The organism is Mycobacterium colombiense (genome assembly GCF_003284975.1).
GTDB lineage: Bacteria > Actinomycetota > Actinomycetes > Mycobacteriales > Mycobacteriaceae > Mycobacterium > Mycobacterium europaeum_A.
Genome location: NZ_QMEU01000022.1, coordinates 25194 through 44814 on the forward strand (window position 1 = coordinate 25194; position 19621 = coordinate 44814).

Genomic DNA, 19621 nt, shown 5'->3' on the forward strand with positions numbered 1-19621 from the left:
TCGATATCGGCGCCTAGACCACCCGGTAGGTGTAGGACCACTCCACGTCCTGGCCGCCAACCGGGTTGCTGTCACCGAGGTGCAGGTCACGCACCTTATGGCCCCGCCTCACCTTGTGTTGCGCCTTCTGCATTGCGAGCGCGCGAACGTGATTCGCGTCCAGGCGTTGCGGCACGGTGATCTTGTCGGTGCGGACCTCGGGTTGATCGGCCATGCTGCATATCCTGCCCGAGATGCGCCGATCTGCGTCGGTTTGGTCGTCTCAGTCCCGATTCACCAGTCAGTTTTCAGTCGCCGTCAAAACCAATTACCGTGTCCGGGTGTCTGTCGAGCAGCCGTCGCAGCTAAGACCTTCCGGCCCGGGGTCCGGAATAGACGCCGAGCCGGGCAAGGTTGACCGGGCATGCCTCAAACCCCTGACGCCGAGAACGTCAACGCATTCAACAAGGGCATCATCGACGAATTCCGGGCCAACGACGGCAAGGTCGGCGGCCAGTTCGAGGGCGCCAGCCTGCTGTTGCTGCACACCACCGGCGCCAAGTCGGGCCAGCCCCGGGTGTCGCCGCTGGCCTATTTCGAGATCGACGGCAAGCTCATCATCATCGGCTCCTTCGCCGGCGCGCCCAAGGACCCGGCCTGGGTGCACAACCTGCGGGCCAACCCCCGGGCGCAGGTCGAGGTCGGCGCCCCGCAGGGGGTGCAAGCGTTCGACGTGACCGCGCGCGAGCTGCCCGCCGACGAGCGCGCCGCGCTCTTCGACAAGGTCACCGCCGTCGCGCCGGGCTTCGCCGATTACCAGGCCAAGACCAGCCGGGTGATCCCGCTGTTCGAGTTAAACCGGACCTAGCCGGTGGGCACGTCGCGACCGGCGGTGCCCTCGTTGGTTGCCGCGGTCGCGCGTGCCGGCACTAAGCGGCTGCGGACGGTCTGGTTCAACCTGGTGCAGACCGCGGTGGCCGCGGGCCTGTCCTGGTATTTGGCCCACGACGTCCTGCAGCACCCGCAGCCGTTCTTCGCGCCGATCGCCGCCGCGGTGTCGTTGTCGACCAGCAACGTGCTCCGGGCGCAGCGCGCCATCCAGATGATGATCGGGGTGACCCTGGGCATCGGGGTGGGCTCGCTGGTGCAGGGCCTGCTCGGGCCGGGGGACGTGCCCATCGCGGTCGCCGCCGTGGTGGCGCTGGGAGCCGCGGTGTTCATCGGGGGCGGCTTCATCGGGCACGGGATGATGTTCGCCAACCAGACGGTGGTGTCGGCGATCCTGGTGCTGGCGCTGTACCGCGGGGGCGTCGGGTTTGAACGTATCTTCGATGCGCTTATCGGTGGTGCGGTGGCCATCGTCTTCGCCGTCTTGCTGTTCCCAGCCGACCCGCGCAAGGTGCTGCGCAACGCGCGCGTCGGGGTGCTCGGCGTGCTGCACGACGTGTTGGCGCGGGCGGCGGACGTCGCCGCCGGACGCAAGGCGCCGCCGCCGGATTGGCCGCTGGCGGCCGTCGACCGGGTGCACGAACAGCTCAGCGGGCTGCTCGAGGCGCGCACCACCGCGCGCCACGTCGTCACCATCGCGCCGCGGCGCTGGGGGCTGCGGGAGGCGATCTCGGCGGCCGACCACCAGGCCGTGCACGTGGCCCTGTTGGCCGGTTCGGTGTTGCAACTGGTCCGCGCCGTCGCACCCGGTGAAGACGGCAGGCGCGAGCGCCTGCCGCAGTCCGTGCACATCGCGCTGGTGGTGCTGGCGGCGGCGAGCGCGCTCGCCGATCCCGACCCCGCGGGTGCCTGCGCGTACACGGCCTCGGCGCGCCACCACGCCGCGCAACTGCAGTCCGGGGCGCGGGAGAAGACGCAGGTGATCCTCGCGGACGTCGTCAGCGCCTGCGTCGATGACCTGCAACGGGTCATCGACCTTCGAACCGTCTGAGCGATTTAGCGCGAGTCGGCCAAGAACTCCTGGACCAACTTGCGCGGGGCCTGGGTCAGCCACGCCTCGGTGATCAGGTCCTCGAGGTCGCGCACCGAGATCTCGGCCAGGTTGACCAGCACCGCGGGATAGCCGTCGAAATGCGGGGTGGTGAAGTAGACCCGCGGTTCGTCGTCGATCAGCGCGAACTTGACGCCCTCGTCGGACACCCGGACCCCGATGATGTCGCCCTGCGGGGGTGGGAGACCGTCGCGTTCCAGCGCCTCGCGTTCCGACGGCCGCAGCGGCCGCTCCCAGGCCAGCAACTTCTTGCCGACCCGCCAGTCGTGCGGTGACGGCTCGGAGGTGAGTGCCAGCTCACCAACGATGCGGGCGACCTCGCCCCACGTGGCCACAACACGATTGTGCTCCCGTTTTGGCGCGAGTGCCGCCGGATCGGCAAACGGTGGCCGACCGCGCGGTCCGCGGACCCCACGCGAGCGCCCGGCATGTGATGAGATCAGCGTGGACAGGAGGACGCGCTTGCCAGCAGAACCAGGCGGAGACGGCGGCGGGACCGCCCGCCGTCATCGGGTGACCCACCGCACCGAGTACCGCTACTCCGACGTCGTGACCAGCTCTTACGGTCGCGGATTCCTCACCCCGTGCGACTCGCTGCGGCAGCGCTGCGTCGCGCACCGGCTGATCATCGAGCCCGCCCCCGGCGACAGCTCCACCAGCGAGGACAGCTACGGCAACATCAGCTCCTACTTCCATGTGACCGAGCCGCACCGCGCCCTGAAGGTGACCAGCGATTCGATCGTCGACGTCTACCCGCCCGGCCCGGAGGTGTACGGCGCCGGCCCGGCGACCCAACCGTGGGAATCGGCCCGCCCGGTCGGACGCAGCGGGGCGCTGGCGACCGAGTTCACCCTGGACCTGAATCCGCCCGAGATCACCGACGAGATCCGCGAGTACGCGGCGTCCAGCTTCGCCCCCGGCCGTCCCTTGATCGAGGTGCTGCGGGATCTGGCGTCGCGCATCTTCACCGACTTCACCTACCGGTCGGGATCGACGACGATTTCCACCGGAGTCAAAGAGGTTCTGGCCGCCCGGGAAGGGGTATGTCAAGACTTTGCCAGGCTGGCGATTGCCTGCCTGCGAGCCAACGGTCTGGCGGCCAGTTACGTGTCCGGATACCTGGCCACCGACGCGCCACCCGGAAAGGATCGAATGATCGGCATCGACGCCACCCACGCGTGGGCGGCGGTGTGGACACCCCAGCAGGTCGGCCAATTCGAGTGGCTGGGGCTTGATCCCACCAACGACCAGATGGTCGACGAGCGCTACATCGTCGTGGGCCGCGGACGCGACTACGCCGACGTCCCGCCGCTGCGGGGGATCATCTACACCAACTCAGAACACAGCGTGATCGACGTCGCCGTCGACGTGGTGCCTTTCGAAGGTGATGTGCTTCATGCGTGATTTCCACTGCCCCAACTGCGGTCAGCGCCTGGCATTCGAGAACTCGGCGTGCCTGTCGTGCGGCAGCGCGCTGGGCTTTTCCCTCAACCAGATGGCACTGCTGGTGATCGCCAGGGGCAACGAGGGCGAGCACGCCGGCGCCGTGGACGCCGACGAGTACCAGCTGTGCGGCAACCTGCATCTGGCCGAGTGCAATTGGCTGGTGCCGAAGAACAACTACGGCCGGCTGTGCGAGTCGTGCTCGCTGACCACGGTGCGGCCCAACGACGCCGACACCGCCGGGCTGGCTGAGTTCGCCCGGGCCGAGGCGGCCAAGCGCCGGCTGATCGTCGAGTTGCACGAGTTGAAGCTGCCGATCATCGGCCGCGACGAAGATCCGCAGCAGGGCCTGGCGTTTCATCTGCTGTCCAGCGCCAAGGAGAAGGTGATGACCGGACACGACAACGGCGTCATCACACTGGATTTGGCCGAAGGCGACGACGTGCACCGCGAGCAGCTGCGCGTCGAGATGGACGAGCCCTACCGCACCCTGCTCGGGCACTTCCGCCACGAGATCGGGCACTACTACTTCTACCGATTGATCGCCCCGTCGAGCGACTACCTGGCGCAGTTCAACGAGCTGTTCGGCGATCCCGACGCCGACTACCAGGCGGCGCTGGACCGCCACTACAGCGACGGCCCGCCGCAGGGCTGGCAGGACGACTTCGTGTCGTCGTATGCGACCATGCATCCCGCCGAGGACTGGGCCGAGACGTTCGCCCACTACCTGCACATCCGCGACGCACTGGATACCTCGGCGTGGTGCGGATTCGCACCGGCGACGGCGACCTTCGACCGGCCGGTCTTGGGGCCCAGCGCTTTTCAGACGATCATTGACATGTGGCTGCCGTTGTCGTGGTCGCTGAACATGGTGAACCGTTCGATGGGCCACGACGACCTCTACCCGTTCGTACTGCCGGGCGCGGTGCTGGAGAAGATGAAGTTCATCCACACCGTGATCGACGAGATCACCTCGGAGGCCAGGGGACCCGCCGCGATCGCCGGCTAGGCCGGCATCGCCCGGCGTACGCCGGGACCCCACAGCGGTTGCATGCCACCGGGCAACGTCAGCTGGGTGGTGGTGATGACCTCGGCCAGGTCTCGCAGCTCGGCATGCACCGCGTCGAGCAGCTCCGCCAACTCGGCGCGGCGGCCGTCGTCGCTGACCCGTTCCAGCTCGGCGGGATGGGACCGTCGCAGCAGGGTGCCGATCTCGTCCACCAGCCGTTCCGGGCGCGACGAGCCCGACGAGCCGGGCAGGTCCTTGAGGTTGATCCGCAACCGCTCCACCTGGTACAGCAGCGACCGCGGGTTCTGCGCGTCGAACAGCATCAGTTCGGCCATGGCGGCCACGCTGACCTTGCCCACCGTGCGGCGCCGGTAGATGACCGAGGACTCGCACGCCACCAGCGTGGACTCGATGACGGTTTGTTCGGCCGCGGCGCCGCGGACCACGGTCAGGGTGGCCCCCAGCAGCGCCGTCAGCCACAGCCCGCGTTCGATCCGCTTGCCGATGTCCATCATCGTCCAGCCCACGTCGCGCACCATCGACTCGTTGGCCACCCCCGACAGCGTCAGCATGCCGGCCAGCGTCTGGGTCTGCGCCCCGGTGAGCAGCGCGTCGGCCTCCGAAAGCGATTCCGGCGGTTCGCTTTTCAGCGCCAGCGCGCGCTCCACGCCGGCCAGCACCATCCAGGTGTCATTGGACATCTGGTCGCGCACCGCCCGCGCCGCCAGTGCCAAACCCTCCACCGATTGCACCAGGGAGCCGGACCGGTGCGGATCGACGGTGAGCGACCACAGCGTGGACGGGGCGATGGCGATCATCTCGGCGTGGTCGCCGTCGCTGTCGGCCGCGATGTCGGTGCCGGTGATGCGGCCCAGCGCGGTCATCAACACCGGCACGCATTCGCTTTCCTCGCTGTGCTGATGGTGGCGGTAGACGTGAAACCGGTCGCGGGCGACGATGAGCAGCCGCGCCATGCTTTCCGCGCGCTCACCGTAGCGGCCGATCCAGAACAGGTCGGACAGCACGCGTGGCGAGCTGACCGCCCAGGTGCCCGCGGCCGTCTTCGCCGGCGCCTCCGGCGTCGGAAGGCTGATCGCCTCGGCGCGTGCCCGCTCGGTGGGACGCACCCAGACATCTTTCGCCGCAACGGTTTTCAAGACATACGCGGCGGGCCCGGGGGCCAGCACATAACCGATGCCGCCGATCATCGGCGCGTAACCGCCCCGCTGGGCGACGGTGAACAGCCGGATGCCGACACCCGCCGACGACAGCCCGCCGGCGTGGTCGGTGGGCGCGGACGAGAACTGCGGCAGCTCCTGGCCGATCCACTGCCAGGGCATCGCCTCGATGCGCGCGGCCAACCGGCTCAGCTGCTGCGACGAAAGCGCCGGGCCGACAAGGGTTTCCGCGGCGACGGTGGACTTCACCAACAACGACGACAGATTGGCCAGCAGGTGTGAGCGTTCACTGGCGATGCCGCCCCAATAGACCTGCGCGGTGGGCAGCTGCAGGGTCTCGGACAGCAGGTGCTCGGCCATTGCGGGCAGAAAGCGCAGCAGCCCAGGGTTTTCCAGGATGCCGCTGCCCAGGGTGTTGACCACGGTCACCGTCCCGCGGTGCTGCGCCTCCACCAGACCGGCCACCCCGAGCCGGGAGTCGGCGCGCAGGTCCAGCGGATCGGTGTAGTCGGCGTCGACCCGGCGAAGCACCACGTCGACGCGTTTCAAGGTGCCCAGCGAGCGCATCCACAACATGCCGTCGCGCACCACCAGGTCGGCGCTTTCCACCATCGGAAAACCCAGCAGGGTGGCCAGATAGGCCTGATCGAACGCCGTCTCGGAGTAGATGCCCGGCGACAGCACCACCACCACGGGGTCCTGGGCGTCGTCGGGTGCGGCGTAGATCAGCGCCAGCCGCAGCGCCTGGGCGAACGGTGTCGTGGGCCGCGGCGCGATGCGTTCGTAGAGGTCCGGAATCGCGTGCGCGACGACGCGCCGGTCGGCCAGCGCGTACCCGGCGCCCGACGGGGCCTGGGTGCGGTCGCCGTTGACCATGAAGGCGCCGTCCGGTCGTCGGCTGACATCGCAGGCGTGCATGAAAAGCTGGTGGCGGCCCGGAATTTCGATGCCGTTGGCCGCGCGCACGTAGCCGGGATGGCTGAACAGCAGCTCCGGGGGCAGCACGCCCTCGGTGAGCAGCGTGCGCGGCCCGTACAGGTCGGCGAGCACCGCGTCGAGCACCCGCGACCGCTGCAGCAGGCCGGCCTCGAGTACCTCCCAGTCGGCCGCGGACAGCACGATCGGCAGGGTGTCCAGCTGCCAGGGCCTGGGCTCCAGGGCGCGGCCGCCGGGCTCGACGTCGGTGTAGGTGATGCCGTCGTTGTCGATCAGGTCGCGCACCACCGAGCGCAGCCGGTCCAGCCCGGCCCGGCCGCGCTCGGCGATGGCGTCGGCCAGTTCGCCCCACGCCGCGCGGACGTTGCCGTCGCGATCGACGAATTCGTCGTAGCCGCTCGCCGGGCCGTGCCGCAGGTCGAACAGCGCTTGCTGGGCGCGCGCGGCGCGGTAGCCGGCCAGCAGCCGGTCGGCGTCATAGCGTGCGGTGCCCGCCATCGAGCCGGGTCCAGCCGGTGCGCCGGTGCCGAATGTCATGTCCGCGAAGGCCAATCAAAGGTGTGGCCGGAGTGCTGCCCCAGCGCCACTTTGATGTTCATAATCGCCGATCCCATCACACGCGCCGACCCGGCGCAGCGCACCGCGAGCGCGGCCGTGACCGAAAGACCTGCGCGCTGCGCTAGGCCGGCGCGGGCCCGGGCGGCGGGCCGGACTGGTATCCCGCCTGCTGCACCGGGACCACATGTCCGCCGGACAGCTTGCGGTAGGCGTAGATCCCGAACAGGGAGGCGACCGGGGCCGCCACCAGCAGGCCGACGCCGCACACCAGGAAGCCCACCAAGAACAGCGCCGCCTCGACCAGCCAGACCAGCAGGGCGTTGCCGAAGTTCGCTGTGACGGTGGAGAAGCTGGAGGTGAGGGCCTTGATCGGCTGCTCGGACCGGTCGATGGCGTAGGGGATGGTGAATTGGGCAAAGATTCCCAGGATCAGCCCGGGCAGGAAGCACAACGCCGAGGCGATCGAGGTGAGGATACCGACCAACAGCGCGGCCAGAAACACCGTGCCGAAGTTGCGCGGCTTGAAGAACGACCCGATGGACACCGGGCGCCCGTCGGCCAGGTCCAGGCAGCCGGACAGGAAAGCGGACTGGGCGAACGCCCCCACCAGGTAGGCGACCAGATAGCCGAGGATGAGCAGCGCCAGCCCACCGCCGTTGAGGTTCGCGGTGAAGGTGAAGTAGTCGTCGTCGGAGCTACTCGTGGTGGAACCCACGCTTTGACTCAGGCCGACCAGGGCGGACGCGATGCCGAACAGCACCCCGTAGACGAGAGCCGAAACGATCAGCGCCACAGGGTTTTTGGTAAACGCATTCCAGGCCCAGCCGAACGCGTCACCGACGCTGAACGCCGGCCGGGGCGGCGCCCCGTAGCCGGGCGGGGGCCCGTAGCCGGGCGGGGGTGCGCCGTAACCCGGGGGCGGGCCGTAACCCGGCGGAGGGGGCGGGGGTGCGCCGTAACCGGGCGGCGGGCCGTAACCCGGGGGAGGTGGTGGCGGTGCGCCGTAGCCCGGCGGGGGCGGGTAGCCGGGAGGGTTGGTGCCCTGCGGGTCTGACGGGGTGCCTGGATACTCGGGAGGTTGGCTCATGTCCGTCCTTGCTGTCGGATTTCCTCGTGTGGCGAAGTTTCCTATGAGAAGACGCCCGCGGAACTCGGCAACCGGAACTTAGCAAAGATGGGCCGTGGGTGCCGGGATTGCCGGCTGCGTGCCTGGGCCGGCGCGGGCGTCGGCCGGTCGTGGTATGCCTGAAGCCGTGTCCGACGGTCTGTTTGACCTACCCGGCGCGTCGCAGCCAACCGATCACGGGCTGGGCGTGTCGGGCGGCGCGCCCCTGGCGGTGCGGATGCGTCCGGCATCGCTGGACGAGGTGGTCGGGCAGGACCATCTGCTGGCGCCTGGGTCCCCGCTGCGCCGCCTGGTCGAGGGCTCGGGCGTGGCATCGGCCATCCTGTACGGGCCCCCCGGCAGCGGCAAGACGACGTTGGCCGCGCTGATCTCGCAGGCGACCGGCCGCCGGTTCGAGGCGCTGTCGGCCCTGTCGGCCGGTGTCAAAGACGTTCGGGCGGTGATCGATACCGCGCGCCGGGCGCTGCTGTCCGGCGAGCAGACGGTGCTATTCATCGACGAGGTGCACCGGTTCTCCAAGACCCAGCAGGACGCGCTGCTGTCGGCCGTGGAGAACCGGGTGGTGCTGCTCGTCGCGGCGACCACGGAGAACCCCAGCTTCTCGGTGGTGGCGCCGCTACTGTCCCGCTCGCTGATCCTGCAGTTGCGGCCGCTGAGCGCCGACGACGTCCGGGTGGTGGTGCAGCGCGCGATCGACGACCCGCGCGGGCTGGGCGGTCAGATCGCCGTCGCCCCCGAGGCCGTCGACCTGCTGGTGCGACTGGCCGCCGGCGACGCCCGGCGCGCGCTGACGGCGCTGGAGGTCGCTGCCGAGGCGGTGGAACCCGGTGGCGAGTTGACCGTCGCCGCCGTCGAGCAGTCCCTGGACGAGGCCGCGGTGCGCTACGACCGGGACGGCGACCAGCACTACGACGTCATCAGCGCCTTCATCAAGTCGATCCGTGGCTCCGACGTCGACGCCGCGCTGCACTATCTGGCGCGCATGCTGGTCGCCGGGGAAGACCCGCGGTTCGTCGCGCGCCGGCTGATGATCCTGGCCAGCGAGGACATCGGCATGGCCGACTCGACCGCGCTGCAGGTGGCGGTCGCGTCCGCGCAGACCGTCGCGCTGATCGGCATGCCCGAGGCGCAGCTCACCCTGGCGCACTGCACGGTCTATCTGGCCACCGCGCCGAAGTCGAACGCGGTCACCACGGCGCTGGGTGCGGCGATGAGCGACATCAGGGCCGGCAAGGCCGGCCTGGTTCCGCCGCACCTGCGGGACGGGCACTATTCGGGCGCCGCCGGGCTGGGCAACGCGCAGGGCTACAAGTACTCCCATGACCACCCGGATGGCGTTGTCGCGCAACAGTATCCACCTGACGAGCTGGTCGGTGTCGACTATTACCGGCCCACCGGCCGCGGCGGTGAACGCGAAATGGCCGGCCGGCTGGACCGGTTGCGCGCGATCATCCGCAACAAGAGGGGACGGTCATGAAAGTCTTCACCGACGAGGAGATGGGCCGGCTGCTGCCCACCGCCAAGCCCTACAGCGTCGTCATCCTCAAGCGCGGCCCCAGGTTCGGCGACGAGTCGTCGGTCGGCGTGATCTGGGAGCACGGCCGGCGCAATTTCGGCCTGCGCGACGACGGGGTGCTCGCGGTGGTCCTGCCGGTCAGCGACGAGTCCGACGTCTGCGGCGTCGGGGTGTTCGCGGCGACGGTCGACGAGACCACCCGGATCATGAGCGAGGACCCCGGGGTCGCCGCGGGCGTCTTCACCTACGAGGTGCACGCCTGCCGCGGGTTCCCCGGCGACGCCTTGCCCTAGGCCCAGCCTGATTGCCCGGCTTCTCGTCTCGCCGCTTCGCGGCGCGCAGCGTCGCCGGGCTAGACCAGCTCGGGCACCCGCAGGTGGGCGATGGCCAGCTCGAACTCGGCAACGTCGATCACCTCGGCGCCCAGCTCGCGCACCCGCCTGCTGCGCAGTTCGCTGGCCCGGTCGCGGTTGCGGGCCATCGCCTCCATCGAGTCGAACGTGGAGCAGGTGACCGCCCGGCGGCATGCGGGGTGGTCGACGAGCAGGCTGGCGCTGCAGAACCCGTCGAGGTCCTCCATCTCGGGCAGCACCGAGGACCGGTAGAAGTCCAGCGACCGCGTGAGCTGATCCGGCACCACCTTGAGCCAGGTGGCGCGCACGCACGCGCCCTGGCGGGACGGGTGGTCGCGGTGCAGCAGGGCGATGTCCCATTCCTCGACCCGCGCGCTGCCGTCGAACATCAGCGCGGCCCGGTCACGGATGGGTGCGACCCGCTCGGCGCTGCCGCGCATCGCCTCGATGGTCTCCCACGAGCTGGTGGCGATGCAGGTGCCGGATTGCCGGTCGACCAACAGCGACAGCCCCACGCACCCGTCGATCTCGGTGAGGGCGGGCATGACGACGTCGCGAACGTGCGCAATTCCGATGTCGACCGACAGGGGTTGCGCCTGGATGGTGGTGGAACGTGCGTACACGGTCGACCCCTTCTGTCTCGGGGCGGCACCCCGGTGGCGCCACCGGTCCCACCAGTTACCTTCCTCCTGCCGGTTGCGTGCCGCAATGCCCAACTGTGGCCGCGCTCACAAACGATTGGCTGGTCGCGACGGTCGCGCCGTAGGCTTGTCCGGGTGCATACCGATGTGTTGGACGTGGACACCTCGCGCCGCCGCATCGTCGATCTCACTGAGGCGGTGCGCGGGTTCTGCTGGTCGCGCGGCGACGGCCTGTGCAACGTGTTCGTCCCGCACGCCACCGCGGGGGTGGCCATCATCGAGACGGGTGCCGGTTCCGACGACGACCTGGTCGACACGCTGGAACGGCTGCTGCCGCGCGACGACCGGTACCGGCACTCGCATGGCTCCCCGGGCCACGGCGCCGACCATGTGATGCCGGCGCTCGTCGCGCCGTCGGTGACGGTGCCGGTCTCGGGCGGGGAGCCGATGCTGGGCACGTGGCAAAGCATCGTCCTGGTCGACCTGAATCGGGACAACCCCCAACGCTCGGTGCGGCTGAGCTTTCTGGAGGGTTAGCGGCCGAACGCCCGGCACGCCAGGGCAGGTACTGTGAGCGGTCGAAATGCGTCGTGAGATGGGCTTCTCACACCCGGCGAATAGGCTGGGAGCCAGACGTCGAAGTAACGGAAAGAAGCGGGCTGGAAAGTGCAGACACACGAGATCAGGAAGCGGTTTCTTGATCATTTCGTGAAGGCGGGCCACACCGAGGTGCCCAGCGCATCGGTGATCCTCGATGACCCCAACCTGCTGTTCGTCAACGCGGGCATGGTGCAGTTCGTGCCCTACTTCCTGGGCGCGCGCACTCCCGAGTACTCGACCGCCACCAGCATCCAAAAGTGCATCCGCACGCCCGATATCGACGAGGTCGGCATCACCACCCGGCACAACACGTTCTTTCAGATGGCGGGCAACTTCTCGTTCGGCGACTACTTCAAGCGACGCGCCATCGAGCTGGCCTGGACCCTGCTGACCAACAGCGTCGAGCAGGGCGGCTACGGCCTGGATCCCGAACGCATCTGGACGACGGTCTTTTTCGACGACGACGAGGCCGTGCAGCTGTGGCAGGAGATCGCCGGCCTGCCCTCCGATCGCATCCAGCGCCGCGGCATGGAAGACAACTACTGGTCGATGGGCATCCCCGGCCCGTGCGGCCCGTCCTCGGAGATCTACTACGACCGCGGGCCGGAGTTCGGCATCGAGGGCGGCCCGATCGCCAACGAGGACCGCTACATCGAGATCTGGAATCTCGTGTTCATGCAGAACGAGCGCGGCGAGGGCACCGGCAAGGCCGACTTCGAGATCCTGGGGCCGTTGCCGCGCAAGAACATTGACACCGGCATGGGCGTGGAGCGGGTCGCGTTCATCCTGCAGGGCGTGCACAACGTCTACGAGACCGACCTGCTGCGCCCGGTCATCGACACCGCCGCCGCCCGGGCGCCCCGCGGGTATGACCCAGACGATGAGCAAGGCAACCACGCCAACAACGTCCGATACCGGATTATCGCCGACCACAGCCGCACCGCCGCCATCCTGATCGGTGACGGCGTCACTCCCGGCAACGACGGCCGCGGCTACGTGCTGCGCCGGCTGCTGCGCCGGGTGATCCGCTCGGCCAGGCTGCTCGACATCGAGGGGCCCATCGTCGGTGACCTGATGGCCACGGTGCGCGACGCGATGGGGCCGTCGTACCCCGAGCTGGTCGCCGACTTCGACCGGATCCGGCGCATCGCCGTCGCCGAGGAGACCGCGTTCAATCGCACGCTGGCGGCGGGCTCGAAGCTGTTCGACGAGGTGGCCGGCACCACCAAATCCTCCGGCGCTAAGGCGATTTCGGGGTCGGATGCCTTCACCCTGCACGACACCTACGGATTCCCGATCGAGCTCACGCTGGAGATGGCCGCCGAGGCCGGCCTGCGCGTGGACGAGGCCGGCTTCCGCGAACTGATGGCCGAGCAGCGCCGCCGCGCCAAGGCCGACGCCGCCGCGCGCAAACACGCCCACGCCGACCTGACCGCCTATCGCGAGCTGGTCGACGCCGGGCCCACCGAGTTCACCGGCTTCGACGAATTGACTTCCGAGGCAAGGATTCTGGGCATCTTCGTCGACGGCAAGCGGGTTCCGGTGGTGACCCACGGCACCGAGGGGGCCGACCGCGTCGAACTGGTGCTGGACCGCACGCCGCTGTATGCCGAGGCCGGCGGCCAGATCGCCGACGAGGGCACCATCAGCGGGACGGGCGCCGGCGAGACCGCCCGCGCCGCGGTCACCGATGTGCAGAAGATCGCCAAAACCCTGTGGGTGCACCGGGTCAACGTCGAGTCGGGCGAATTCGTCGAGGGCGACACCGTCGTCGCGGCGGTCGACCCGCAGTGGCGCCGCGGCGCCACCCAGGGCCACTCCGGCACCCACATGGTGCACGCGGCGCTGCGACAGGTGCTGGGCCCCAACGCCGTTCAGGCCGGCTCGCTCAACCGCCCCGGCTATTTGCGGTTCGACTTCAACTGGCAGGGGCCGCTGTCCGAAGAGCAGCGCACCCAGGTCGAAGAGGTGACCAACCAGGCCGTGCAGGCCGACTTCGAGGTGCACACGTTCACCGAGCAGCTGGAGAAGGCCAAGGCGATGGGCGCGATGGCCATGTTCGGCGAGGCCTACCCCGACGAGGTGCGGGTGGTGGAGATCGGCGGCCCCTTCTCGCTCGAGCTCTGCGGTGGAACCCACGTGCACAACTCGGCGCAGATCGGGCCGGTGACCATCCTGGGCGAATCCTCGGTCGGTTCCGGGGTGCGCCGGGTGGAGGCCTACGTCGGGCTGGAGTCGTTCCGGCACCTGGCCAAGGAACGCGCGCTGATGGCGGGGCTGGCGTCGTCGCTGAAGGTGCCCTCCGACGAGGTGCCTGCCCGGGTGGCCAATCTGGTGGAGCGCCTCAAAGCGGCGGAGAAGGAACTCGAACGCGCCCGGCTGGCCGGCGCCCGGGCCGCCGCGACCAACGCCGCGGCGGGCGCGGAGCGCATCGGTAACGTCCGGGTGGTGGCGCAACGGATGTCCGGCGGGATGACGGCGGGCGATCTGCGCTCCCTGGTCGGCGACATCCGCGGCAAGCTGGGCAGCGATCCCGCGGTGGTCGCGCTGATCGCCGAGGGCGAGGGCGGGTCGGTGCCCTACGCCGTCGCCGCCAATCCGGCCGCCCAGGACCTGGGGCTGCGCGCCAACGACCTGGTCAAGCAGCTCGCGGCGACCGTCGACGGCCGCGGCGGGGGCAAGGCGGACCTGGCGCAGGGATCCGGCAAGGATCCGGCGGGCATCGACGCAGCGCTCGACGCGGTACGGTCCGAGATCGCCGTGATAGCGCGGGTCGATTGAGTGGTCTTGACACAGCACCGCTCGCCTGACCGGCCCGGCGATCCTCACCAGGACCCCGGCCGGGGACGACGGCTCGGCATCGACGTGGGCAGCGTGCGCATCGGCGTGGCCTGCAGCGACCCCGACGCCATCCTGGCCACCCCGGTGGAGACCGTGCGCCGCGACCGCAACGGCAAGCACCTGCGGCGGCTGGCCGCGCTGGTCGCCGAATACGAAGCCGTCGAGGTGGTGGTCGGATTGCCGCGCACGCTGGCCGATCGCACCGGCTTGTCGGCCCTCGACGCGATCGAGGTGGCCGACGCGTTGGCCCAGCGCATCGCCCCGGTGCCGGTGCGGCTGGCCGACGAGCGGCTGACCACCGTGGCCGCCCAGCGCTCGCTGCGCGCGGCCGGGATGCGGGCCAAAGAACAGCGTGCGGTGATCGATCAGGCCGCGGCGGTGGCGATCCTGCAGAGTTGGCTGGATCAGCGCCGCGCGGCGGTGGCGGGGGAGCTCAGCGATGGTTGACAGCGCACGGCGGGAACGGGCCGAGCCCGAGGCGGTGGGTGCGTCGTCGGGGCGCAGGTCGAGCCGCGTCGCCCGAAAGGCCGAACGGGGCCGCCGGCGGCGGCGCTTCGCCGGCAAGGTCGCGCTGGCCATCTTCGTCGTGGTGGTGCTCGCCGGTGTCTTGGTGGGCGGCAAGCTGTGGCACGCGCTGTTCGGGTCCGGCGACGACTACACCGGCAGCGGCAAGCGGGACCTGGTGATTCAGGTCCAGGCCGGTGACTCGACCACCAACATCGGCGAGACGCTGCAAAAAGAGCAGGTCATCAAGACGGTGCGGGCGTTCGTCAACGCCGCGCACGGCAACAGCGCCATCAACGCGATCCAGCCGGGTTTCTACCGGCTGCGCACCGAGATCCCGGCCGCCAACGCGGTCGCGCGGCTGACCGACCCGAAGAGCCGGGTAGGCCGGCTGGTCATTCCCGAAGGCCGTCAGCTCGACGACACCACCGACATGAAGACCAACGTGGTGACGCCGGGAATCCTGACGCTGATCTCGCGCGCCACCTGTGTCGACCTGGACGGGGACACGCACTGCGTCCCGGTGGAGGGTCTGCGGGCCGCCGCCACCAACAGTTCTCCCTTGGCGTTGGCGGTGCCGCCGTGGGCCACCGAACCCGTCGGTGAACTCGGCAAGGACCACCGCCGCATCGAGGGGCTGATCGGGCCGGGCACCTTCAACATCGATCCGTCCGCGTCGCCCGAGGCCATTCTGGCCACCTTGATCGGCGCCGGCGCCGAGGAGTACGTCAAGTCCGGGCTGGTGGACACCGCCCAGGCCATGGGCCTGTCGCCGTACGACATCCTGGTGGTGGCGTCGCTGGTGCAGCAGGAGTCCAACTCCCAGGACTTCGCCAAGGTGGCGCAGGTCATCTACAACCGGCTGCACGCCCACCACACGCTCGAGTTCGACTCGACGGTCAACTACCCGTTGGACCGCCGCGAGGTGGCCACCAGTGACGCCGACCGGGCCCAGAAGACGCCGTGGAACACCTATGTGTCGCAGGGCTTGCCGGCCACCGCGATCTGTTCGCCCGGCACCGACGCGCTCAACGCCGCCGAGCACCCGCAGCCCGGTGACTGGCTGTACTTCGTCACCATCGACGCGCAGGGCACGACGCTGTTCACCCGCGACTATCAACAACACCTGGCCAACATCGAGCTGGCTAAGCACAACGGTGTCCTCGACAGCACCCCCCGCTAGCCCGGCGCCGCGCAAGGCGGCCGTGCTCGGCAAGCCGATCGCCCACTCGAAATCCCCGCAATTGCACCTGGCCGCCTACCGCGCGCTGGGCCTGGCCGACTGGACCTACGAGCGCATCGAGTGCGACGCCGAGCAGCTGCCCGGCGTGGTCGGCGGTCTCGGGCCGGAATGGGTCGGGGTCTCGGTGACGATGCCCGGCAAGTTCGCCGCCCTGCGCTTCGCCGACGAGCGCACCGACCGGGCGCGGCGGGTGGGCTCGGCCAACACCCTGGTCCGCACGCCGGCGGGCTGGCGCGCCGACAACACCGACATCGACGGGGTCAGTGGGGCGCTGGCGTCAATAGGCGGGGCCTCTGGATGGGCGCTGGTCTGTGGATCGGGCGGCACCGCGCCGGCGGCCGTCGCCGGCCTGGCCCAACTGGGCGTCGCCGGCGTCACCGTGGTGGCCCGCAACCCCGCCAAGGCGGCCCGGCTGGTGGAGCTGGGCGACGAACTGGGCGTGCCGACCCGGTTCTGCGACCTGGACGGCGGGGGGCTGGCCGATGAGGTGGCGGGCGCCGAGGTGCTGGTCAGCACCATCCCGGCGGACGTGGCCGCGCGCTATGCCGGCGCCTTCGGACGCATCGGCGTGCTGCTGGACGCCGTCTATGACCCGTGGCCGACGCCACTGGCCGCCGCGGTGAGCGCGGCCGGCGGCCGGGTGATCAGCGGTCTGCAGATGCTGCTGCATCAGGCCTTCGCGCAGGTGGAACAGTTCACCGGGCGGCCCGCGCCGCGCGAGGCCATGACTTGCGCGGTGGGCGCACCGGATTAGCCTGCCGCGCATGCGAATTGCGGCGGCGTGCGTGGTGCTGGCCTGGCTGGCGGCGTTGAGCGGCTATGACATCCGGGAGCGCCGGCTGCCCAACGCGCTGACGCTGACCGGCGCCGCGACGATTCTGGCGGCCGCCGCTCTGGCCGGCCGCGGCGCGCCGGCGCTGGCCGGAACAGGGGCGCTGACCGCGACCTATCTCGTCGTGCACTGCGCGTCGCGGGGCGCAATGGGCGCCGGTGACGTCAAGCTGGCCCTTGGCCTGGGCGCGTTGACCGGGTGCTTCGGCGTGGGCGCATGGTTCCTGGCGGCGCTGGGGGCGCCGCTGCTGACCGCGGCGTTCGGGATGGTGGCCCGGCTTCCCAGGTGCGGCACGGCCACCGTGCCGCACGGTCCATCGATGTGTCTGGCCAGCGCGGCAGGCGTGGGGCTGGCGCTGCTCTGAGGCCCTCAGGTTCCGGCGGGGGCGGGTCGCAGCAGCGGCAACAGCTGCTCGCCGAGCCGGACCGTCTCCGACTTGTACGGGGTGTCCGACAACACGAAGTGGGTGACCCCGAGGTCGGCGTAGTTGCGCAGCGCGGTGGCGACCTCGGCGGCCGAGCCGACCAGCCAGGTCGTCCCGGCGCCCTCGCCGCCGTACTTGCTCGGCGTCGTATACAGGCAGGAGTCCAGCACCTCACCGCGCTCGGCGAGATCGGTCAGCCGCCGCTGGCCCGCGGACCCCGCCGGGTCGTGCAGCAGCATCATCGTGGGTGTGCCGGCCAGCTTGGCGACCTTCGCCTCGGCGTCGCGCCACGCCTCCTCGGACGTGTCGCGCACCAGCGTGGTCACCCGAAGGCCGAACTCCAGCGGCGCGTGCTCGCGACCGAGCTTGGCGGACAACGACTTCAGCCTGTCGATGCGTTCGGCGATCCCGTCCAGTGGCTCGCCCCAGAACAGTTGGACATCGGCATCGGTCGCGGCGACCTGCTCGGCGGCCGCCGACGCCCCACCGAAGTAGAGCTTCGGGTACCGGCCTTCGTCCGCACCGGTCGGGCGCGGCTGCAGCGTCGAGTGTTCGACGCGGTAGAACTCGCCGCGGAAGGTGACGTCGTCCTCGCTCCATAACCGGCGGACCAGGCGGATGAATTCGCGGGTGCGGTCGTAGCGGCGGGCTTTGTCGACCTCCGGGTCGCCGTAGGCGGCCAGGTCATCGGCGCCGCTGACGACGTTGACCAGCAGCCGGCCGTTGTTGAGCCGATCCAGCGTTGCCGCCGCGCTGGCGAAATGCGCCGGATGCCAGTACCCCGGCCGGACCGCCACCAGGGGCGCGAAGTTGCTGGTGCGCGCGGCGATCGCGGTCGCCACCGTGAACGTGTCCGGCCGGCCCCAGCCGGTGCCGATCAGCGCGCCTTCCCAGCCGTGTTGCTCGGCGCGCAGCGCCAGATCCACCGAATAGTCCAGGCTTCCCCAGCCGTCGACGGTGTCATCGCCTCGATGGCCCGGCTCGACGGTATTCGGTATGTACCAGAGAAATTGACCCACCAGACAACATGCTGGCACATGACCGCGCGGCCGCATCTGCCGTCGGCGCTTAACGCGTGGTCAGGCCAGGAATCACCGCGGATGAAAGTCCACCGGCCGCCGAAAAATTCAGCACGCAGGAAACCGTTGCCCGCGGCGTCGGCTCCTGACAGCCTTTCGGGCTGGTTGTCGTACACGCGACAACGATTCATCCAGAAAGGCCTTGACCCGCATGCCCGTTGGACCCCAGAACGACGGCGTGCTCGCCGACATCGCGGCCGATTACCGCCTGCGGCTGGCCAACGGCGGGACCGAGCCGCCGCTGCGCGGCCTCAAGCTCGTCCGGGAACAGCGGTGGGGCGCGGTGCGATTGGCCCGCGAACACGGCGGCGCCGGCTACTCGGTGGCCGAATTCTTCGACCACCTCATCGCGCTCGCCGCCGCCGATCCGGATCTGGCGCACATCCTGCGGATCCACTACGCGTTGGTCGAGGAGCTACAGGTCACACCGCGGCGGCCGGGCAGCGACCGGTGGATCGCGGTGGTCGCCGAGGGCGGGTTGATCGGTGGTGCCAACGCCGAGAAGAGCCAGAAGTCGGTGGGCGGCAACGACCGTGACACCCGGCTGGTCGGCGGCGCGGACGGGCTGCGGCTGCGGGGCCGGAAGTTCTACAGCACCGGCGCGCAGTTCTCCGACTATCTGCGCATCACCGCCCAGGACGACGACGGCGTCCCGACCGCCGTGGTGATCCCGGTGGACCGGGCCGGCGTCGAGCACCTCGACGACTGGGACGGCATTGGCCAGCGTCAAACAGGCAGCGGCACAACGGTATTCCACGACGTCGCCGTCGCACCCGACGAGGTGTTCCCGCTGGCCGACACCATCGGGATGAACCGCTCCAGGGGCGCGCTGATGCAGCTGTATCTGCACGCGATAGCCGCGGGCATCCTGCGGTCCCTGACCGCCGACGCCGCGGCGCTGGTGCGGGGGCGGCGACGCACCTACACCTTCGCCAGCGTCGAGGAGCCCACCGCGGATCCGCAGCTGCTGCAGATCGTCGGCGAGATCGACGCGGTGGCATACGCCGCCCAGGCGCTGGTGCACAGCGCCGCGGCCGAACTTGCTCCCGCGCTGCAGGCGGCGCGCAACACCGGGATCGATCCCGAGCTGGAAACCAGGTCGTCGATCGCCGCGGCGCGCGTCAAGGTCGCGATCCAGGAACCCGCCCTGCGGGCCGCCTCCCGCGTCTTCGACGCCGGCGGCGCGTCGGCCGTGCAGGCGTCGGCGCTGCTGGATCGGCACTGGCGCAACCTGCGGACGCTGTTCTCGCACAACCCGACGGTCTATAAGGCGCGGGTGCTCGGCGATGTCGCGGTCAACGGCGTCGAGCTGCCGCAGAGCAGCTTCTTCTGACGCAGCGCGCGGATTTAAGTCAGCGCA

At 70.0% G+C, this 19621-nt stretch carries 19 protein-coding genes; 13 read left to right on the forward strand and 6 right to left on the reverse strand.

The window, feature by feature from the left end:
- Positions 1-13: 13 nt before the first annotated feature.
- On the reverse strand, positions 14-214 hold the full coding sequence (locus tag DQP58_RS10365; RefSeq protein WP_112708312.1) for a hypothetical protein: 201 nt from the start codon (positions 212-214) through the stop codon (positions 14-16).
- Positions 215-403: 189 nt separating this feature from the next.
- Between DQP58_RS10365 and DQP58_RS10370 the strand changes: the two genes are divergently transcribed.
- Together DQP58_RS10370 and DQP58_RS10375 are read left to right on the forward strand one after the other, a co-directional pair.
- Positions 404-847: a nitroreductase family deazaflavin-dependent oxidoreductase gene (locus DQP58_RS10370; RefSeq protein WP_112708313.1), complete on the forward strand. Its 444-nt coding sequence runs from the start codon at positions 404-406 to the stop codon at positions 845-847.
- Between the two features lie 3 nt (positions 848-850).
- Entirely contained in the window at positions 851-1918 is a 1068-nt protein-coding gene (locus tag DQP58_RS10375) for an FUSC family protein (RefSeq protein ID WP_112708314.1), read from the forward strand.
- 5 nt (positions 1919-1923) lie between these two features.
- Here DQP58_RS10375 and DQP58_RS10380 read toward each other — a convergent pair whose 3' ends face one another.
- Entirely contained in the window at positions 1924-2313 is a 390-nt protein-coding gene (locus DQP58_RS10380; RefSeq protein ID WP_112708315.1) for an MmcQ/YjbR family DNA-binding protein, read from the reverse strand.
- Between the two features lie 127 nt (positions 2314-2440).
- On the opposite strand from DQP58_RS10380, the gene DQP58_RS10385 reads away from it, so the two are divergent.
- Both DQP58_RS10385 and DQP58_RS10390 read left to right on the forward strand, forming a co-directional pair.
- Positions 2441-3382 (forward strand): transglutaminase family protein, encoded by a 942-nt coding sequence (locus tag DQP58_RS10385; protein ID WP_112708316.1) that lies wholly within the window; start codon positions 2441-2443, stop codon positions 3380-3382.
- The gene (locus DQP58_RS10390; RefSeq protein WP_112708317.1) at positions 3375-4430 is read left to right on the forward strand and encodes a zinc-binding metallopeptidase family protein; all 1056 of its coding nucleotides are present in this window, start codon (positions 3375-3377) and stop codon (positions 4428-4430) included. The genes DQP58_RS10385 and DQP58_RS10390 overlap by 8 nt, the downstream gene beginning before the upstream one ends.
- Here DQP58_RS10390 and DQP58_RS10395 read toward each other — a convergent pair.
- Both DQP58_RS10395 and DQP58_RS10400 read right to left on the reverse strand, forming a co-directional pair.
- The gene (locus DQP58_RS10395; RefSeq protein ID WP_112708346.1) at positions 4427-7042 is read right to left on the reverse strand and encodes a circularly permuted type 2 ATP-grasp protein; all 2616 of its coding nucleotides are present in this window, start codon (positions 7040-7042) and stop codon (positions 4427-4429) included. The genes DQP58_RS10390 and DQP58_RS10395 overlap by 4 nt on opposite strands.
- Before the next feature lie 181 nt (positions 7043-7223).
- A complete protein-coding gene (locus DQP58_RS10400; RefSeq protein ID WP_205869392.1) occupies positions 7224-8189 on the reverse strand; it encodes a hypothetical protein in 966 nt (321 codons plus the stop codon).
- Between the two features lie 154 nt (positions 8190-8343).
- Between DQP58_RS10400 and DQP58_RS10405 the strand changes: the two genes are divergently transcribed.
- Both DQP58_RS10405 and DQP58_RS10410 read left to right on the forward strand, forming a co-directional pair.
- Positions 8344-9705 carry a replication-associated recombination protein A gene (locus DQP58_RS10405; protein ID WP_112708319.1) on the forward strand — a complete coding sequence of 454 codons (1362 nt, stop codon included), beginning with the start codon at positions 8344-8346 and terminating at the stop codon, positions 9703-9705.
- Positions 9702-10037 carry a hypothetical protein gene (locus DQP58_RS10410; protein WP_112708320.1) on the forward strand — a complete coding sequence of 112 codons (336 nt, stop codon included), beginning with the start codon at positions 9702-9704 and terminating at the stop codon, positions 10035-10037. The genes DQP58_RS10405 and DQP58_RS10410 overlap by 4 nt, the downstream gene beginning before the upstream one ends.
- Positions 10038-10096: 59 nt before the next feature.
- Here DQP58_RS10410 and DQP58_RS10415 read toward each other — a convergent pair whose 3' ends face one another.
- Positions 10097-10720, reverse strand: a complete 624-nt coding sequence (locus tag DQP58_RS10415; RefSeq protein WP_112708321.1) for a hypothetical protein — start codon at positions 10718-10720, stop codon at positions 10097-10099.
- A 165-nt stretch (positions 10721-10885) separates the two neighbouring features.
- Here DQP58_RS10415 and DQP58_RS10420 point away from each other — a divergent pair, with 165 nt between their 5' ends.
- The 6 genes from DQP58_RS10420 (at position 10886) to DQP58_RS10445 (ending at position 17122) form a co-directional block, all read left to right on the forward strand.
- Entirely contained in the window at positions 10886-11275 is a 390-nt protein-coding gene (locus DQP58_RS10420; protein ID WP_197497906.1) for a secondary thiamine-phosphate synthase enzyme YjbQ, read from the forward strand.
- Positions 11276-11404: 129 nt separating this feature from the next.
- Positions 11405-14119: an alanine--tRNA ligase gene (alaS, locus tag DQP58_RS10425; protein ID WP_112708322.1), complete on the forward strand. Its 2715-nt coding sequence runs from the start codon at positions 11405-11407 to the stop codon at positions 14117-14119.
- A complete protein-coding gene (gene ruvX, locus DQP58_RS10430; protein ID WP_112708323.1) occupies positions 14120-14626 on the forward strand; it encodes a Holliday junction resolvase RuvX in 507 nt (168 codons plus the stop codon).
- Positions 14619-15866, forward strand: coding sequence for an endolytic transglycosylase MltG (locus DQP58_RS10435; protein WP_112708324.1), 1248 nt, complete (start codon positions 14619-14621; stop codon positions 15864-15866). The genes ruvX and DQP58_RS10435 overlap by 8 nt, the downstream gene beginning before the upstream one ends.
- Positions 15841-16680: a shikimate dehydrogenase gene (locus DQP58_RS10440; RefSeq protein ID WP_112708325.1), complete on the forward strand. Its 840-nt coding sequence runs from the start codon at positions 15841-15843 to the stop codon at positions 16678-16680. Before DQP58_RS10435 ends, DQP58_RS10440 begins: the two co-directional genes overlap by 26 nt.
- Before the next feature lie 10 nt (positions 16681-16690).
- Entirely contained in the window at positions 16691-17122 is a 432-nt protein-coding gene (locus DQP58_RS10445; protein WP_112708326.1) for a prepilin peptidase, read from the forward strand.
- 5 nt (positions 17123-17127) lie between these two features.
- Here DQP58_RS10445 and DQP58_RS10450 read toward each other — a convergent pair whose 3' ends face one another.
- Positions 17128-18237, reverse strand: a complete 1110-nt coding sequence (locus tag DQP58_RS10450; protein ID WP_165827837.1) for an LLM class flavin-dependent oxidoreductase — start codon at positions 18235-18237, stop codon at positions 17128-17130.
- Between the two features lie 175 nt (positions 18238-18412).
- Here DQP58_RS10450 and DQP58_RS10455 point away from each other — a divergent pair, with 175 nt between their 5' ends.
- Complete coding sequence (locus DQP58_RS10455; RefSeq protein WP_112708328.1) at positions 18413-19594, forward strand: acyl-CoA dehydrogenase; 1182 nt, start codon at positions 18413-18415, stop codon at positions 19592-19594.
- The last annotated feature ends 27 nt before the right edge of the window (positions 19595-19621 follow it).

What these genes read in the sequence shown, in the direction of transcription:
- DQP58_RS10450 (WP_165827837.1), bottom strand. Translation starts at nt 18,237, where the DNA reads ATGCGGCCGCGCGGTCATGTGCCAGCATGTTGTCTGGTGGGTCAATTT.
- DQP58_RS10435 (WP_112708324.1), top strand. Translation starts at nt 14,619, where the DNA reads ATGGTTGACAGCGCACGGCGGGAACGGGCCGAGCCCGAGGCGGTGGGT.
- DQP58_RS10455 (WP_112708328.1), top strand. Translation starts at nt 18,413, where the DNA reads ATGCCCGTTGGACCCCAGAACGACGGCGTGCTCGCCGACATCGCGGCC.
- DQP58_RS10405 (WP_112708319.1), top strand. Translation starts at nt 8,344, where the DNA reads ATGCCTGAAGCCGTGTCCGACGGTCTGTTTGACCTACCCGGCGCGTCG.
- DQP58_RS10390 (WP_112708317.1), top strand. Translation starts at nt 3,375, where the DNA reads ATGCGTGATTTCCACTGCCCCAACTGCGGTCAGCGCCTGGCATTCGAG.
- DQP58_RS10370 (WP_112708313.1), top strand. Translation starts at nt 404, where the DNA reads ATGCCTCAAACCCCTGACGCCGAGAACGTCAACGCATTCAACAAGGGC.
- DQP58_RS10445 (WP_112708326.1), top strand. Translation starts at nt 16,691, where the DNA reads ATGCGAATTGCGGCGGCGTGCGTGGTGCTGGCCTGGCTGGCGGCGTTG.
- DQP58_RS10395 (WP_112708346.1), bottom strand. Translation starts at nt 7,042, where the DNA reads ATGGCGGGCACCGCACGCTATGACGCCGACCGGCTGCTGGCCGGCTAC.
- DQP58_RS10410 (WP_112708320.1), top strand. Translation starts at nt 9,702, where the DNA reads ATGAAAGTCTTCACCGACGAGGAGATGGGCCGGCTGCTGCCCACCGCC.
- DQP58_RS10365 (WP_112708312.1), bottom strand. Translation starts at nt 214, where the DNA reads ATGGCCGATCAACCCGAGGTCCGCACCGACAAGATCACCGTGCCGCAA.
- DQP58_RS10400 (WP_205869392.1), bottom strand. Translation starts at nt 8,189, where the DNA reads ATGAGCCAACCTCCCGAGTATCCAGGCACCCCGTCAGACCCGCAGGGC.